The organism is Sphingobium sp. B7D2B (assembly GCF_025961895.1).
Taxonomy (GTDB): domain Bacteria; phylum Pseudomonadota; class Alphaproteobacteria; order Sphingomonadales; family Sphingomonadaceae; genus Sphingobium.
The window spans coordinates 522,785-536,212 of record NZ_JAOQOM010000001.1; the positions used below are offsets into that span (position 1 = coordinate 522,785).

Here is a 13,428-nt window from a genome sequence, read left to right on the forward strand (position 1 = left end):
CCTTGGAGTGAGCGCAAGCGAGCCGCAGCTCTGGCGCAGATCGGGAAGGCTGCCGCGAGGATTGATCCGACGGCGGTTCGCCCGCTCCTTATCCGCCGGACGTCGCCGCTGTGTCTCCTGCGGCGAACTCTTCCGTCTCGCCTTCGACATTGAAGCGCAGGCGATAGCCGATGCCAAGCTCGTTGCCGATGATCCGGGGACGCTGGGGATCGGCTTCCAGCTTCTGGCGCAGCGTGCGGACGAGCACGCGCAGATACTCCACATGATGCGCCTTTTCGTGCGGCCAGGCATGGGCCATGATCTGCTGATGCGTGATCACGCGGCCGGGGAATTTGGCGAGCTGGGCGAGCACGGTATATTCCTTGGGCGTCAGGTGCACTTCTTTCCCCGCCTTCAGCACGACCCTGTTGAGAAGGTCGATTTCCACGTCGCCCGCCCGCACCATGGAGACGCCGCCCTCCTTGGCCATGCGATTGCGCAGCGCCACGCGCACGCGCGCCAGCAATTCGTCGGTATCGAACGGCTTGGTCAGATAATCGTCGGCACCCAGATCGAGCGCGGCGACCTTCTGGTCCGTCGCGTCGCGGGCTGACACGATAATCAGCGTCGTGTCCGACTGCTGCTTGAACAGCGGCACCAGTTCGAGGCCGTCGCGGTCGGGCAGTCCCAGATCGAGGAGGCTGATATCCGGTTGCTCCGCCTTCAGCCGCTCCATCGCTTCGCGCGCATTCTCCGCTTCGACGATGGCGTAATCGGCCCGGGCCAGCGCGGTGTGGATCAGCTTGCGGATATGCGGCTCGTCATCGACGATCAGCACCTTGTGGCGGAAGTTCATAGCAGATCCTCATGGGGGACGTCGGAGATGATCAGCGCCTGCGGGATCATGATCGTGAAGGCGGCGCCGCGCGGCTCGACATTGTTGGCGGCGGACACCGTCAGGCCCATGGCTTCGGCAAAGCCTTTCACGATGGCGAGGCCAAGGCCGGTGCCATGCTTCGCCCGGTCGGAGCCTTCCAGCCGAGTAAAGGTGTCGAACACCCGCGCTTCTGCACCCGCCGGAATGCCCGGCCCTTCATCGACCACCGACAGGGCGATCGCATCAGGCAGGCGCTGGCTGCGCACGATCACGGGCGTTCCGGGATGAGCGTAGCGGCCGGCATTATCCAGCAGGTTGATGAGGCAGTGATGCAGCAGCGTCGGGTCGACACGGACCAGCGGAATGTCGGGCGCGATCTCCACCTCGACCGCGTGGCCCTGCAAGGACTGGCGCGTATCATGCACGGCGCCCGCGACAGCATCAAAGAGGTCGGTCGGCTCGACCTTGAGCGGCAAGGCGCCGGCTTCCACCCGCGCCATGTCCAGCAGGTTGGCGACGAAGCGGTTGAGCCTTTGCGCCTCGGCATCGACGGTATCGAGCAGATCGGAGGGATGCTGGCGTTTCAGCTCGTGGACGGCGGAGAGGATGGTCGTCAGCGGCGTCCGCAAATCGTGGCTGACCGAAGAGAGCAGCGCCGCGCGCAGCCGGTCGCGCTCCTTGATCTGCCGCGCATCCAGCATCTCCTGCTCCAGCGCCATGCGATCGAAGGCGATGGAGGCCTGATCGAGCAGGCTCATCAGAAGCGGAACCTGATCGGAGCGCAGCGGCGGCCCGGCATCCTCCCGCGCCAGACCCAGCACGCCGAGCACCCCCCGCTGGGTCCGCAGCGGATGGAACAGCCAGTCCGACGCGGTGAGCGTGGACGATCCGCGCCCGGCCGGCTGCTCATTGTCCATCGCCCATTGCGCGGCCGCCTTCTCGATCTGTTCGAGCCGATCCTCCGGCGGCACCGCCGCGCGCAATTGCGGCCCGTTCGGCGATGGCAGCAGCAGAACGGTCCGCAGCTGGAGCAGACGGCCGACTTCCGCGCAGATGGCGTGCATCAGCTCTTCCTGGCTCGCCGAGGCGGTGAGCTGGCGCGAAAACCCTGCAAGAGCCGCGTTCTGGCGCGCGCTGGACTGAGCAAGGTCGGCCTGGGCGCGGACGCGCGCGGCGAACTGGCTGGTCACGATGGCCACACCCAGCAGCACAAGGATGCTGACAACATTCTCGGGATTATTGACCGTCAGCGTGCCGGTCGGCGGCAGGAAGAAGAAGTTATAGGCGAGGCTCGAAAGCAGGCCCGAGACCAGCCCCGCCCGCAGGCCATAGCTGGCGGCGGCGAACATGACGGGCACGAGGTACATGAGCGCGATATTGCTCAGGTCGATCGCCTCGATGAGCAGCCTGCCGAGCGCCGTCATCGCGGCGATCATCACCGCCGACCAGAGATAGTGGGACGGCTTTCCCCATCCCTGGCGAAAACGCTGGCGCACCGCCTGCGGGCCGGGCGTGGCGGCGTCGCCGGGCAGGACATGCACGGCGACATCCCCGATCTCGCGCACCAGCTTGTCGACCACGGAGCCATGGCGCAGCTCGAACCACCAGGGTCGCGCCGATTTGCCGATCACGATCTGGGTCGCGCGGGCGTCGGCCACATAATCTTTCAGCCCCTCGACGACGGACGTCGCAGGGATCGTCGCAGTCGTGGCGCCGAGGCGGGATGCGAGCGCCATGGTATCGGCCAGCTGCTCCCGCTCTTTGGGCGTAAAGGAGAGGCTGCGCTGCGTCTCAATATGGACGGCGGACCAGGGCGCCTTGAGCGCATCGGCGAGCCGCTTGGCCGCGCGGACGAGCCCCTGCGCGCTGGTGACTTCACTGATCGCGACCAGGACGCGTTCGCCCGCCGCGAAGCTGCCGGCCAGGGCATGGGCGCGCACATAATCGAGCATCTGGGCATCGACGGCCTGTGCGGCGCGGCGCAGTGCCATCTCGCGCAGGGCGGCGAGGTTGGACTTCGAGAAGAAATGGTTGAGCGCGCGGCTCGCTTCCTGCGGAATGTAGACCTTGCCCTCTTTCAGGCGCTCGATCAGTTCGTCCGGCGGAATATCGACCACCTCGATCTCGGCCATTTCGAGGATGGAATCGGGCACGGTCTCGCGCACATGGACGCGGGTGAAGGAGGCGACGACGTCGTTGAGGCTCTCGACATGTTGGATATTGACCGTGGAATAGACGTCGATGCCCGCGTCCAGCAGTTCCTCGACATCCTGATAGCGTTTGGGATGCCTGCTGCCCGGCGCATTGCTGTGCGCCAGCTCATCCACCAGCACGAGCTGGGGGCGGCGCGCGAGGATGGCGTCGATGTCCATCTCGCCGAGCCGGTGCCCCTTATGCTCGACGGCGCGGCGGGAGATGACCTCATGCCCGATCAGCAGCGCCTCGGTCTCCTTGCGGCCATGGGTCTCGACGATGCCGACCACGACGTCGATCCCGGCCCTGAGCCGCTGCATGCCGTCGGTCAGCATCTCGTAGGTTTTGCCGACGCCCGGAGCAGCCCCGAGGAAGATCTTGAGACGGCCGCGACCTTCCTGCGTCGCCTGACGCAGAAAGGCTTCCGGATCGCGGCGGTCTGGATGGCTCATGACGGCGTGGTAGCGCCGATTCCGTCCAGACGTCGATTGATTTCCAGCACATTGACGCGCGGCTCACCCAGAACACCGAGCAGCGGTTGTTCGATGCTCTGGTCGACAAGGGACCGGACCCTGGCTGCGTCCCAGCCGCGCGCACGGGCAATCCGGTCCACCTGATAGTAGGCCGCCTGCGGGGTGATGTGCGGATCGAGGCCTGAGCCGGATGCCGTGACCAGATCGGCCGGCACCCGCTTGCCGGGATTGGTCCGTTCCAGCGTGGCTATGTCCGCCTGCACACGGTCGATGAGCGCGCGGCTGGTCGGGCCGAGGTTCGAGCCGGAGGATGCCATGCCATCATAGCCGTCGCCCGCCGCCGAGGGGCGGGGATGGAAATAGCGATCCGCCGTGAACGCCTGCCCGATCAGGCGCGAGCCGACCGGCTTGCCATAATGTTCGATCAGGCTGCCATTGGCCTGTGATGGAAAGATCAGCTGGCCGATGCCGGTGAGGGCAAGCGGATAGGCGAGCCCCAGCAGGAGGGCGAAGAGCGCTGTCATGACCAAAGCCGGTCTGAGCGCGGTGAGAATGTCCTTGTTCATGCGTCTGTTCCTCAGGCGAGGCCAAGGCCGTTGACGGCCAGGTCGATGAGCTTGATGCCGGCGAAGGGCGCGATCAGGCCGCCCAAGCCGTAGATGGCGAGATTGCGCGCCAGCAGCGGACCGGCGCCGATCGGCTTGTAGGTCACGCCCTTGAGCGCGAGGGGCACCAGCAGCGGGATGATCAGCGCGTTGAAGATGATCGCGGACAGGATGGCGCTCTGCGGCGTCGCGAGACCCATGACGTTGAGCACGCCAAGGCCGGGATAAAGCACCACGAACATGGCCGGGATGATCGCGAAATATTTGGCGACATCATTGGCGACGGAGAAGGTGGTGAGCGCACCCCGGGTCATCAGCAGCTGCTTGCCGAGGCCGACGATCTCGATCAGCTTGGTGGGGTCGCTGTCGAGATCGACCATGTTCCCCGCCTCGCGCGCAGCCTGCGTGCCGGTGTTCATGGCGACGCCGACATCGGCCTGCGCCAACGCGGGCGCATCGTTGGTGCCGTCTCCACACATGGCGACGAGGCGGCCGCCTTGCTGCTCCTTGCGGATCAGCGCCAGCTTGTCCTCCGGTGTCGCCTGAGCCAGGAAATCGTCGACACCAGCCTCGGCGGCGATCGACGCGGCGGTCAGCGGATTATCGCCGGTAATCATCACCGTGCGGATGCCCATATTGCGCAGTTCGCCGAAACGCTCGCGGATGCCCGCCTTGACGACATCCTTGAGGAAGATCGCCCCCAGAAGCTGGCCATCCTTGGCGACCGCCAGCGGCGTGCCGCCGGCGCGGGCAATCTCGTCGGTGATGCGCCGCAGTTCCGCCGCCGCGGGGCTTTTGTCCGGGCCTGCCATGGCATTCAGGACCGCATCGACAGCGCCCTTGATGACCGTGGTGCCGCCCGTGACCACGCCGGAAATCCGGGTTTGCGCGGTGAAGGGGATCACCTGTGCATCGGCCGGCAGGGCTTGGGCTGCCTGACCGAAATTCTCGCGCGCAAGCGCCACGATCGAGCGGCCTTCCGGCGTCTCATCGGCCAGACTGGCCAGCAGGGCGGCTTGTGCCAACTGGGCCGGCGTCGCCCCGCCGACCGGCCGGAATGACGTCGCCTGCCGGTCGCCGACGGTGATCGTGCCGGTCTTGTCGAGCAGCAACACGTCGATATCGCCGGCCGCCTCAACAGCCCGGCCGGACTTGGCCAGCACATTGAAGCGAACGAGGCGGTCCATGCCGGCGATGCCGATGGCCGAGAGCAAAGCGGCGATGGTCGTCGGAATGAGCGTGATGAGAAGGGACGCGAGGATCGACACCGGAATGGCGCCGCCGGCATAGCTGGCGAAACCGGGAATGGTGCCGACCGCGATCAGGAAGATGATGGTGAGGCCAACCAGCAGCAGCGTCAGCGCGATTTCGTTGGGCGTCTTCTGCCGTTCGGCGCCTTCCACCAGCGCGATCATGCGATCGAGAAATCCCTGGCCGGGATTGACGGTGACGCGCACCTGGATTTCGTCCGAGATGACGCGCGTGCCCGCCGTCACCGCCGACCGGTCTCCGCCCGCCTCGCGGATCACCGGCGCGGACTCGCCGGTGATCGCGGCCTCGTTGACCGAGGCGACGCCCGCGACGACCTCGCCATCCGATGGGATGAGATCGCCGGTCCCGACCAGCACGATGTCGCCGACCCGCAGCGCGCTGGCGGGCACGGTCTTGGGCTCCTGACCGTTCTCCAGGCGGCGGGCGGTGAGGTCCGCCTTGGTCGCGCGCAGGGATGCCGCCTGCGCCTTGCCGCGCCCTTCGGCCAGCGCTTCGGCAAAGGTGCCGAACATGACGGTCAGCCACAGCCAGATGACGAGCTGGAGCTTGAAGCTGGCGGCAAGGCCATCCTGACCGACGACGAGCAGCGCCGTCAGGAGCACTGCTACGACCGCGGTCGTGAACATCACCGGATTACGGATCAGCTGGCGCGGGTTCAGTTTGCGGACCGAGTCTGTGATCGCCGGGACGATCAGATCGGCCGTGAAGAGCGATGGGGACGATTGGCGTGCCATGGAGAGGCTCCGATCAGAAAAGCTGGCCGCGGATCATCGCAAGATGATCGGCGATGGGACCAAGGGCGAGGCTGGGCAAGAAGGTGAGGCCGCCGACGATCAGCACGATTCCCACCAGCAGGCCGGTCCAAAGCGGCCCGGTGGTCGGAAAGCTGCCCGCCGTCTCCGGCGTGTAGGTCTTCGCCGCTAGCCCGCCGGCAATCGCCAGCATGGGCACGATGACGAAGAAGCGGCCGACCCAGATGGCGACGCCCAGCATGCCACTGTAGAAAGGCGTGTTGGCCGAGAGGCCGGCAAAGGCCGATCCATTGTTCGCGACCGCGCTGGTGAAGGCGTAGAGAATCTCGGAAAAGCCGTGCGGTCCCTTGTTGAGCGGGCCGGCCAGCCCGGCCGCGGTGACCGAAGCGATGGCCGTGAAACCCAGGATCATAAGCGGCAGTACGGCGATGGCGAGGACGGCGAGCTTGACCTCGCGGGTCTCGATCTTCTTGCCGACATATTCCGGGGTTCGCCCGACCATCAGGCCTGCGACGAACACCGCGAGGATCGCGAACAGCAGGAAGCCGTAGATGCCGGCGCCGACGCCACCGACGACGACCTCACCCAATTGCATGTTGAAGAGCGGGATCAGGCCACCAAGGGCGGTGAAGCTGTCATGCATCGCATTGACCGCGCCGCAGGAGGCCGCAGTGGTGACGACGGAAAAGAGCGCGGAGGCGGCGATGCCGAAGCGGACTTCCTTGCCCTCCATATTGCCGCCGGCGATGCCGAGGCTGTGCAGGATGGGGTTGCCCGCAGCCTCCTGCCAGTAGGTGATCATGGTCCCGGCCAGGAAGAGCAGCATCATGGCAGCAAGGATCGCCCAGCCCTGGCGACTGTTCCCGACAGCCTTGCCGAAGGTATAGGTGAGGCCCACCCCGATCACGAAGATCGAGAGCATCTGGACGAAGTTGACGAGCGCCGTCGGGTTCTCGAACGGATGCGCGGAGTTGGTGTTGAAGAAGCCGCCGCCATTGGTGCCGAGCATCTTGATCGCCTCCTGCGAGGCGACCGGCCCCAGCGCGAGCGTCTGCCTCGCACCTTCCAGCGTCGTTACATCGACCGACCCCGCCAGCGTTTGCGGCACGCCGCTCGCGATATAGAAGAGCGCGATGACGCAGCAGAGCGGCAGCAGCAGATAGAGCGTCACCCGCGTCACATCGGCCCAGAAATTGCCGATGCCCTTGGCTTCCCGCCGCGCGAACCCGCGGAACAGCGCAAAGGCCAGCGCGATCCCGGTCGCTGCCGACAGGAAATTGTGGATCGTCAGGCCCAGCATCTGGCTGAGGGCCGACATGGTCGACTCACCGCCATAATTTTGCCAGTTGGTGTTGGTCGCAAAGCTGATCGCCGTATTGAAGGCGAGCGGCTGGCTCACCCCCGGATGGCCCAGCGGGTTGAGGGGCAGCAGGCCCTGCAAGCGCAGGATCGCATAAGTGAAGACCAGTAGCGCCGTGTTGAACAGGAGCATGTGCACGGCATAGCGGCGCCAGCTTTGTTCCTCCTGCGGGTCAATGCCCGCCAGCCGGTAGAAGCCGCGCTCCAGTGGTCCGAGCAGGCCATGGAGCGGCGTCCGCCGCCCTTCATAGAGCGCGAAGAGCCACAGGCCGACGGGCTTGGCCAGTGCCAGCAATATGCCGACAAAGGCGAGGATCAAGATCCATCCCTGAACTGTCATGATGTCGCTCCCCGATCAGAAGCGTTCGGGGCGTGCGAGCACGGCCACCAGATAGAAGAGCAGGCCGATCGCGGTCGCAGCGGCCAGCCAATGGTCGATGGTCATGGCCGCCTCCCTACGCCTTGTCGCACAGCGCCGCGTAACCGAGCGTTGTGGCCAGCAAGCCGAGGGTGAGCCCCAACCAGAGCATGTCCTGCATGATCGTTCTCCTGCACGACGTCGGAGACCGCAGGAGATGCGGCGCCGAATCATGTGCCGCAGGTCAAATAAGGCAGAGCCGCATTTGAATTCGAGAGACAGGAAAGGCGATCCGCATAGTATTTGCATATGAATCGCGCAGGTCTGGGGGCCGCAGCGCGCTGGACTGGACGACGGACCGCCCATCCCTGGAACGATCCGCGCGCTGAACACTTTGCATTGCAGTCTTCAGATATCCGTCCGAGGATAGAGGCTGGCATGGAAAGGCCCGTGGTTGAGCAGACGGTCTGAAGAGTCGGAATATCAGTTCGAGCCGCACGAGCGGCCGATGATGCCGGGGTCTCCGGCGACGCCCTACCACCCAGGCCGGCGCCGTCTGGGATATTTGCTGATCGGCGTGCTGCTCGGCCTCACGGGCGGCTTCATCAACGGCCTGCTGGTGGCGAACCTGCCCCAGATCCAGGGGGCGCTCGGGCTGACCAGTGTGGAGGCCGGCTGGCTGACCGCCGCCTATACGATGACCAATGTCTGCATGAGCCTGCTGCTCATCAAGTTCCGCCAGCAATTCGGCATCCAGCGCTTTGTGCGGATCGTGCTGATCGGCTTTCTCGTCCTCAACACGCTGCAACTCTTCGTGCACAGCTATGGTCTGGAACTCTTCGTGCGCGCGGGCAGCGGCATCGTCGCAAGCGGCCTGTCCACGATGGCGCTGTTCTACATCATGCAGTCGATGAAGGCGGAGGCGCGGCTGGGCGGGCTGGTGCTGGGCGTGGGTGTCTCGCAGATCGCGACCCCGCTCGCTCGGGTGATCTCCCCGGCATTGCTCATCCATGGCGATGTGCAGAACCTGTATCTGTTCGAGTTCGGCCTCACATTGCTCTGCCTCGCCGGGGTGTGGCTGCTGCGCCTGCCGCCCAGCGAGCGCATCGACGCCTTCGAGCCGCTGGATTTCCTGACCTTCGCTTTGTTCGCCCCCGGCATAGCCCTGCTCTCCGCCGTGCTCGTGCAGGGCCGCATCGTCTGGTGGTCGACCCAGTGGCTGGGCTTTGCGCTGGCTGGCGCGATCCTGCTGATCGGCGCGGCGGTGATCGTAGAGCACAACCGCGCCAATCCGCTGCTCAACACCCGCTGGATGGGCAGTGCGGCGATTATCCGGTTCGCCGTCATCGCCGCCAGCATGCGCGTGTTGCTCGGCGAGCAGAATGTCGGCGCCAGCGGCCTGCTGACCGTGCTCGGCATGGGGCAGGACCAGCTGATCGGTTTCTACACGGTGGTCACGCTGGCGACCATATTCGGGCTGGCCGTGAGCCTGAAAACGCTCAGGCCGACGGACCTGCTTAAACCCGTGATCATCTCCTGCGCGCTCATCGCCATCGCCGCGTTCTTCGACACCCAGTCCAGCAACCTCACGCGCCCGGCGCAGCTTTATGTGACCCAGGCGATGATTTCCTTCGCCGCGATCTACTTCATGGGGCCGACGCTCATGGCCGGCATCCTGCAGGCACTGGCCAAGGGGCCGAGCCATATCGTCAGCTTTTCGGCCGTGTTCGGTATTTCGCAGCAATTGGGCGGCATCGGCGGGGCGGCCCTGCTGGGCAGCTTCCAGATCATTCGCGAGCGCTTCCATTCCGAAATGCTCGTCCAGTCGCTCGTCGCCACCGATCCGCAGGTGGCGCAGCGCATCCAGCAGCTCGGCGGCGCCTATGCACGGACGCTGGGCGATCCGGCCCTGCGTCAGGCGGAGGGCAGCATCCTCCTCTCCCAGCAGGTCGCGCGGGAAGCCAATATCCTGGCGTTCAACGATGTGTTCATGCTGGTCGGTGCGCTGGCCACGCTCGCCTTTGTGTACCTTGGCGCGCGGTGGATCTATTATCGCCGCAAAGGCATTACCCCCCTGGCCGAAGAGCTTGCGGCCTTGGCGGCAATGAGGACCAGGGCCCAATCATGAGTGACACATCCGCCGAACATCCGCGCCCATCGAACCGGACCGACCGTCTGGAAGATCCGGTGGAAGTGCCCAATGACACCACCCCCGTGGCCAGCGCGCCGAAACGCGGCTGGGCGCCCCCGCAAGCCGGCCGAAGGGTGACGCTGCTGGCCGTCCTGTTCATCGTCGTCGGCATTCTCATCGTGCTTTACGCCTGGGGCCTGCCGCCTTTTTCCTCGGATGTTCAGACGACGGACAATGCCTATGTGCGCGGCCAGACCACGGTCATCGCGCCACAGGTGAACGGCTATGTAGTGGAGGTGCAGGTTCAGGATTATGAGCAGGTCCGCAAGGGGCAGGTCCTCGCGCGGATCGACGACCGGGTCTATCGCCAGAGAGTGGCGCAGGCGCAGGCCCAACTCGCCACGCAGAGCGCCAACCTCGCCAACAGCAGCCAGAGCGAAGCGTCGAGCCAGGCCCAGCTTGCTGGACAAGCCGCCAGCGTGGCGAACGCCAAGGCGCAACTGGCCCGCGCGCAGGCCGACATGCGCCGGGTGAACGATCTCGTCAGCCAGGGATCGGTCTCCCTGCGCGAGCGGGACCAGACTCTGGCGGCGTTGCGGCAGGCGGAAGCGGCCGTGCTGCAGGCGCAGGCGCAGCAGCAGGTGGCGAGCGAGCAGGTCCGCACGGTGACGGTCGGGCGCGGTGGCCTGCGCGCCAATGTCGATGCGGCGCAAGCGGCGCTGCGCCTCGCGGAGATCGATCTCGCCAACACGATCATTCGCGCCCCGCAGGATGGGCGGCTGGGTGAGGTCGGCGTGCGGCTGGGGCAATATGTCACGGCCGGCTCGCAGCTGACATTCCTCGTGCCGCCCTTCGTCTGGGTGGCTGCGAACTTCAAGGAAGCGCAGACGGCGCATATGGCGCCGGGCCAAAGCGTGCAGCTGCGGGTCGATGCGCTCGATGGCGCGGTGATCCACGGCAGGGTCGAGCGGCTGGCCCCCGCGGCCGGCAATGAGTTTCAGGTCATCCGATCCGACAATGCCACCGGCAATTTTGTGAAGGTGCCGCAACGGATCACGGTGCGGATCGCGCCGGATGCCAAGGACCCCCTCTATGCGCGGCTGAGGCCGGGCATGTCCGTCCAGGCCAGGGTCGATACGGCAGGGCACAGGTGATGCGGCCGGCCATCGCCTTGCTGGGCGTCGCGTGCCTGTCCGGCTGCATGGCGCCCCCGACGCCGCTGCCCTCCTCGGCCACCGTGGCGCCGCCTGCCGGCTGGCAAAACGCCGTGGCGGGGGAGGGAGCGGTCAATGCCGGCTGGTGGCGGGCATTCAATGATCCCGCGCTGACGCAGCTGGTTGAGACCGCGATCGCCAACAATGTCGACATTGCTATCGCCACCGCGCGGGTCCGCGAAGCGCGGGCGCAGGAGCGGCTGGCGCGCGCCCAGCTTTTCCCCACGCTGGATGCGACCGCCGCCGGCTCCCACGGCCGATCGCTCAACCCGTTCGGCCAGGCGACAGAGGGCACCAGCGCCCAGCCTGCGCTGCAGGTGGCTTATGAACTCGATCTGTTCGGCAGGATCGACGATCAGACATCGGCGGCGAGATCGGCCTGGCTGGCCAGTCAGGCGGCGCGCGACGCGACGGCGCTTTCGGTCAGCGCGGCCACGGCATCGGGCTACATCACGCTGCTGGCCCTCGATGCGCGTCGCGACGTGGTTCGCCGGACGATCACGGCGCGGGCCGAAAGCCTTCGCATTGCCCGCTCCCGCGCCGAGGCCGGCTACACCTCCCAGCTGGAGCTGCGCCAGGCCGAGGCGGAATATCAGGCCGCAGCCATCATCCTCCCGCAGGTCGATCTGGCGATCCTGCGGCAGGAGAATGCCCTGCGCTTGTTGACCGGGGATGGGCCGGGCGTGATCCAGCGCGGCGGATCGCTCGACGCCCTCGTCGCGCCGCCCGTGCCCGATCAGGGGCTGCCGTCCGAGCTGCTGCGCCGCCGGCCCGACATCGCGCAGGCAGAGTTCGCTCTGGCCGCATCGGATTCCACCCTGTCAGCCGCGCGCAAGCAGTTCTTGCCGAGCCTTCGCCTGTCTGCTGCGGCGGGCGCGATCTTCAGCAGCGCGTTGGCGCGCCCGGTGACGATCTGGTCCGTCGGCGGCAGCGTGCTGGCGCCCTTGTTCGAGGGCGGGCGCTTGCGCGCCGGCGTGGAAACGGCCGCCGCCCGCCGCGATCAGGCCGCCTTTGCCTATCGCAAGACGGCCCTGACGGCGTTCGGCGAGGTGGAGAATGCGCTGGGCAATGTCGCCAGCCTCCGCCAGCAGCGCGCGAGCGCCGAGGCGCAAAGGGCAGCCATTGCCGACGCGTTGCGCCACGCCACCAACCGCTATCGCGCCGGCTACAGCAGTTATCTGGAAGAACTCGATGCACAGCGCGCCCTGCTCTCCGCCGACCTCGCGCTGGTTCAACTGCGCTCCGATCAGCTCAACGCCCTGGTCACTCTGTATCAGGTGCTGGGCGGCGGCTGGGAGAGCGACGCGCGTTGACCTGCATTAGCTTTGGGAGGCCGGCTCAGCCCCTACGCCCTTTGTCGGATAGGCTGCGGAAGGTGACCGACCAGCGCGGCTGGGTCATCGGCGCGATGCTGTGTTCCCAGTCGTGGCGGACCTCGCCGGACAGATGGTAGACCGACCGCGGGGCCAGTTCGAGCTTCGCGCGTTCGAAGCCGCCCGAATGGCGCCGGCGCAGCCGCAGCACCGCATCGCTGCCGAGCGAGATGCCCACGACATGCTCGAACACCGGCCGATCCCTGTGCCAGCCGATGCCGGCCCCCGCGTCATAACGGGTCAGCAGCGACTGGACGAGATCGTCAGCAGCGAGCCCCGCGAAGCGGGCGGCGCGGGCTCTGAGCGGGAGCAGCCAGTCGGGTATGGGGTCGGTCGTCCCGAAGCTGCCGGTCTCGAAATCGTAGCGCCATCCAAAGGAGTGGGTGAGGCGCTTGCCGGTCCACTGCTGGAACCGGAAAGGCGCCAGGCCCAGTGCGTCGATCCGCTCGATCAGCGCGGCTTCCTCCCGGCCATCGATGATGTCGGCGTGTGCGTTGAGGCCGGGCACAAGGGGCGTATCGAACAGGTCGAGCATCGTCATGCAGGCGGCCTCACCGCAACTGGCTGTCCTTGCTGCCGCGCCGGTTGATGGCGGAAAACGACGGGCGCTTGTCGCGTGCCGACTGGCAGGCGACGCAGGTCCGCGCGCCGGGCAGCGCCTTTCTGCGCGCCTCGGGGATTTCCTCGCCGCATTCCTCGCACGCCAGGGTACCGGGGCCCGATGGCATCCGGGCCCGGGCGGTTGCTAGAGCGTCTTTCACGCTGTCGTCAATCTGATCCTGAACGGCGCCGTCGGGCGCCCAGCCATTGGCCATGCTCGCCTGCTCCCGCATCTGTGTCTG

At 66.5% G+C, this 13,428-nt stretch carries 11 protein-coding genes; 3 read left to right on the top strand and 8 right to left on the bottom strand.

Annotated features, from left to right (window positions below; all coding sequences use genetic code 11):
• Positions 1–88: 88 nt before the first annotated feature.
• From M2341_RS02420 to M2341_RS02445, 6 genes are read right to left on the bottom strand one after another with little or no spacing between them, the layout of a single operon-like run.
• On the bottom strand, positions 89–835 hold the full coding sequence (locus M2341_RS02420) for a response regulator (RefSeq protein ID WP_264584077.1): 747 nt from the start codon (positions 833–835) through the stop codon (positions 89–91).
• Positions 832–3,501, bottom strand: a complete 2,670-nt coding sequence (locus M2341_RS02425; RefSeq protein ID WP_264584078.1) for a sensor histidine kinase — start codon at positions 3,499–3,501, stop codon at positions 832–834. The genes M2341_RS02420 and M2341_RS02425 overlap by 4 nt, the downstream gene beginning before the upstream one ends.
• Positions 3,498–4,088 (bottom strand): potassium-transporting ATPase subunit KdpC, encoded by a 591-nt coding sequence (kdpC, locus tag M2341_RS02430; protein WP_264584079.1) that lies wholly within the window; start codon positions 4,086–4,088, stop codon positions 3,498–3,500. The genes M2341_RS02425 and kdpC overlap by 4 nt, the downstream gene beginning before the upstream one ends.
• 11 nt (positions 4,089–4,099) lie before the next feature.
• Complete coding sequence (gene kdpB / locus M2341_RS02435; RefSeq protein ID WP_264584080.1) at positions 4,100–6,133, bottom strand: potassium-transporting ATPase subunit KdpB; 2,034 nt, start codon at positions 6,131–6,133, stop codon at positions 4,100–4,102.
• 13 nt (positions 6,134–6,146) lie between these two features.
• Positions 6,147–7,850 carry a potassium-transporting ATPase subunit KdpA gene (kdpA, locus tag M2341_RS02440; protein WP_264584081.1) on the bottom strand — a complete coding sequence of 568 codons (1,704 nt, stop codon included), beginning with the start codon at positions 7,848–7,850 and terminating at the stop codon, positions 6,147–6,149.
• A 15-nt stretch (positions 7,851–7,865) separates the two neighbouring features.
• On the bottom strand, positions 7,866–7,955 hold the full coding sequence (locus tag M2341_RS02445) for a potassium-transporting ATPase subunit F (RefSeq protein ID WP_264584082.1): 90 nt from the start codon (positions 7,953–7,955) through the stop codon (positions 7,866–7,868).
• Positions 7,956–8,322: 367 nt separating this feature from the next.
• Between M2341_RS02445 and M2341_RS02450 the strand changes: the two genes are divergently transcribed.
• From M2341_RS02450 to M2341_RS02460, 3 genes are read left to right on the top strand one after another with little or no spacing between them, the layout of a single operon-like run.
• Positions 8,323–9,996 (top strand): MFS transporter, encoded by a 1,674-nt coding sequence (locus M2341_RS02450; RefSeq protein ID WP_264584083.1) that lies wholly within the window; start codon positions 8,323–8,325, stop codon positions 9,994–9,996.
• Positions 9,993–11,153: an HlyD family secretion protein gene (locus tag M2341_RS02455; RefSeq protein WP_264584084.1), complete on the top strand. Its 1,161-nt coding sequence runs from the start codon at positions 9,993–9,995 to the stop codon at positions 11,151–11,153. The genes M2341_RS02450 and M2341_RS02455 overlap by 4 nt, the downstream gene beginning before the upstream one ends.
• Positions 11,153–12,526, top strand: coding sequence for an efflux transporter outer membrane subunit (locus M2341_RS02460; RefSeq protein WP_264584085.1), 1,374 nt, complete (start codon positions 11,153–11,155; stop codon positions 12,524–12,526). Before M2341_RS02455 ends, M2341_RS02460 begins: the two co-directional genes overlap by 1 nt.
• Before the next feature lie 25 nt (positions 12,527–12,551).
• Here M2341_RS02460 and M2341_RS02465 read toward each other — a convergent pair whose 3' ends face one another.
• Positions 12,552–13,127 (bottom strand): alpha-ketoglutarate-dependent dioxygenase AlkB, encoded by a 576-nt coding sequence (locus M2341_RS02465; RefSeq protein ID WP_413715180.1) that lies wholly within the window; start codon positions 13,125–13,127, stop codon positions 12,552–12,554.
• 10 nt (positions 13,128–13,137) lie between these two features.
• Positions 13,138–13,401 carry a DksA/TraR family C4-type zinc finger protein gene (locus M2341_RS02470; protein WP_181560700.1) on the bottom strand — a complete coding sequence of 88 codons (264 nt, stop codon included), beginning with the start codon at positions 13,399–13,401 and terminating at the stop codon, positions 13,138–13,140.
• Between the last annotated feature and the right edge of the window lie 27 nt (positions 13,402–13,428).

Bases quoted from the DNA above. Each gene is read 5' to 3' on its own strand.
- M2341_RS02420 (WP_264584077.1), bottom strand. From the start codon at position 835: ATGAACTTCCGCCACAAGGTGCTGATCGTCGATGACGAGCCGCATATC.
- M2341_RS02425 (WP_264584078.1), bottom strand. From the start codon at position 3,501: ATGAGCCATCCAGACCGCCGCGATCCGGAAGCCTTTCTGCGTCAGGCG.
- kdpC (WP_264584079.1), bottom strand. From the start codon at position 4,088: ATGAACAAGGACATTCTCACCGCGCTCAGACCGGCTTTGGTCATGACA.
- kdpB (WP_264584080.1), bottom strand. From the start codon at position 6,133: ATGGCACGCCAATCGTCCCCATCGCTCTTCACGGCCGATCTGATCGTC.
- kdpA (WP_264584081.1), bottom strand. From the start codon at position 7,850: ATGACAGTTCAGGGATGGATCTTGATCCTCGCCTTTGTCGGCATATTG.
- M2341_RS02445 (WP_264584082.1), bottom strand. From the start codon at position 7,955: ATGACCATCGACCATTGGCTGGCCGCTGCGACCGCGATCGGCCTGCTC.
- M2341_RS02455 (WP_264584084.1), top strand. From the start codon at position 9,993: ATGAGTGACACATCCGCCGAACATCCGCGCCCATCGAACCGGACCGAC.
- M2341_RS02460 (WP_264584085.1), top strand. From the start codon at position 11,153: ATGCGGCCGGCCATCGCCTTGCTGGGCGTCGCGTGCCTGTCCGGCTGC.
- M2341_RS02465 (WP_413715180.1), bottom strand. From the start codon at position 13,127: ATGACGATGCTCGACCTGTTCGATACGCCCCTTGTGCCCGGCCTCAAC.
- M2341_RS02470 (WP_181560700.1), bottom strand. From the start codon at position 13,401: ATGGCCAATGGCTGGGCGCCCGACGGCGCCGTTCAGGATCAGATTGAC.